Origin of the sequence: Micrococcus sp. HMSC31B01 (assembly GCF_001816085.1) — a bacterium.
Lineage (GTDB): Bacteria > Actinomycetota > Actinomycetes > Actinomycetales > Micrococcaceae > Micrococcus > Micrococcus luteus.
This window is the reverse complement of sequence record NZ_KV825096.1, coordinates 1-2,156: the sequence shown is the minus strand read 5'-3', so window position 1 is coordinate 2,156 and position 2,156 is coordinate 1. Positions and strand designations below refer to the sequence as shown.

At 72.0% G+C, this 2,156-nt stretch carries 2 protein-coding genes and 1 pseudogene; all 3 read right to left on the bottom strand.

The window, feature by feature from the left end; genetic code table 11:
• Window positions 1-193: pseudogene (locus HMPREF3105_RS05625) on the bottom strand (hypothetical protein); the annotation flags it as partial.
• 193 nt (window positions 194-386) lie between these two features.
• On the bottom strand, window positions 387-1,829 hold the full coding sequence (locus HMPREF3105_RS05620) for an alanine/glycine:cation symporter family protein (protein WP_070708946.1): 1,443 nt from the start codon (window positions 1,827-1,829) through the stop codon (window positions 387-389).
• Between the two features lie 60 nt (window positions 1,830-1,889).
• Window positions 1,890-2,156: RNase H family protein (locus HMPREF3105_RS05615; RefSeq protein ID WP_305791332.1), on the bottom strand; the 267-nt coding region annotated here is incomplete at its 5' end.

The window sequence follows — 2,156 nt, the reverse complement described above, 5'->3', positions numbered from 1 at the left end:
GGCGCCAGAGCTCACGCAGCGCCAGACCGCCGAGCGTGCCCAGGAGGGCACCGCCCAGGCCGCTGGAGCGGCGTCGCTGAGAGCGGGCCTGCCGGCCGAAGCCGGGGGGCCGGCCGACGTGCGCACCGATGGTGGGTCGGCTGGCGCGGCGGCCGCCGCCGAGAGTGCGGGTGAGGCTGGAGAGGATGCCCATGGTGTCCTCCTCGGACGTCGTGCCGGCCGCTCGGGCGTGGCCGGTCGGGTGCGCCTCAACCTAGGCGCCGGCCCCCGCGCGGTGTCCAGACCGGGCCTCCTCACGCATCGAGGCGGGATATCCACCCCACGGCCGCCCGCGGCAGCCGGATGGGGTCGATATCCCGCCTCGAAACGCGGGGGAGGGAGGGGCGTCAGTCCTGGAGCGGGGAGGTCTTCGGCTCGTCCCGCCAGAGGGCCACGTTCCGCGCCTCGGGCAGGTCGGAGATGTGGAAGCCCAGGTCCATGCCCGCCTTGAGCTTGCGCTCGTAGTCCCGGAGCAGCTTCACGGCCAGCCCGCCCAGCGGGATGATCGCCACGAGGTTGATGGTCGCCATGAGGGCCGCGAACGTGTCCGCGAGGTTCCACACCAGCGCCACGGAGCCGAGCGCGCCGCCGACCACGCACACCAGCACGAGCACGCGGAACACGCTGATGGCCCGACCCGCGTGGCGGCCGGCCAGGTACCGGATGTTGGCCTCACCGTAGTAGGTGTTGCCCAGCACGGAGGACCAGGCCAGGAAGAAGATGATGACGGTCAGCGCCGGGCCGGCCCACGCGCCCACGGCCTGCTGGAGCGCACCCTGGGTCACCTGCATGCCGAGCGCCTCCCCGCGTCCGTAGGCCGGGTTGGAGAGCAGGATGACGAACGCGGTGGCCGAGCACACGATCAGGGTGTCGAAGTAGACGCCCAGGGACTGCACGAAGCCCTGCTTGGCCGGGTGGGAGACGGCCGCGGTGGCGGCGGCGTTCGGGGCGGAGCCCATGCCGGCCTCGTTGGAGAACATGCCGCGGCGCACGCCCTGCATCACCATCGTCATGCCGACGGCGGCGCCCGCGACCTCGCGCAGGCCGAACGCGTGGCCCACGATCAGCGCGATCATGCCCGGGACCTCGGTGATGTTGACGACCATCACGATCAGGGCCAGGAAGATGTAGAACGTGGCCATCACGGGGACCAGCACGTTGGTCACGGCCGAGAGCCGGCGCACGCCGCCGAAGATCACGAGGCCGGTGAGGGCGGCCAGGCCCAGGCCCACGATCCACGCGGTGGTGGAGGACGCGCCCCAGTTGGCCTGCACGGACTCGGAGATCGAGTTGGACTGCACGGCGTTGAACACGAAGCCGTAGGTCACGGTGATGGCGACGGCGAACACGGCCGCCAGCCACTTCGCGCCCAGACCGTCGCGGATGTAGTACGCGGGCCCGCCGAAGTAGCCGTCCGCGCCCTTCTGCTTGTACAGCTGGGCCAGCGTGGACTCGACGAACGCGGTGGCGCCGCCGATGATCGCCAGCAGCCACATCCAGAACACGGCGCCCGGGCCGCCGATCACGATCGCGATCGCCACGCCGGCCACGTTGCCGGTGCCCACGCGCGAGGCCGCCGAGATGGTGAAGGCGCGGAACGGACTCACGCCGTCGTTCTCGAACCCGGTCTGGGACTTGGCCGTCACCGACCGCAGCATCTCCGGGAGCATGCGCACCTGCACGCCCACGGTCCGGATGGTGAACCACACCCCGGCCACGAAGAGCAGCGCCATCACGACGTACCAGTACTTGTCGTTGAAGGCCGTGACGGCCGCTGTGATCTGTTCCACTGTCGCTTCCACAGCCCCACCCTAGAGGCTGGGGCGGAGGACGCGGAATCGGGGCCGGGGTCAACCGGCGGCGGCGTCGTCCTCGACGCGGAGCTGGATCAGCTGCCCCATCCGCTCGGGCAGGTCCCCCTCGGGGGTGCCGACGCTGGCGTGGCGGGCGGCGGCCCGGGCGAGGTCGTCGGCCAGTTCGTTGCCGTGCACCCCCACGTGGCCCTTGACCCACGTGGTGTCCACCTGGACGTCCGCGGCCTGCGCCAGGTCGACGGCGGCCAGCAGGCGCCGCAGGGTGCGGCGGATGCGCTCGCCCCGGGCGCCGCCGAGGGTGAG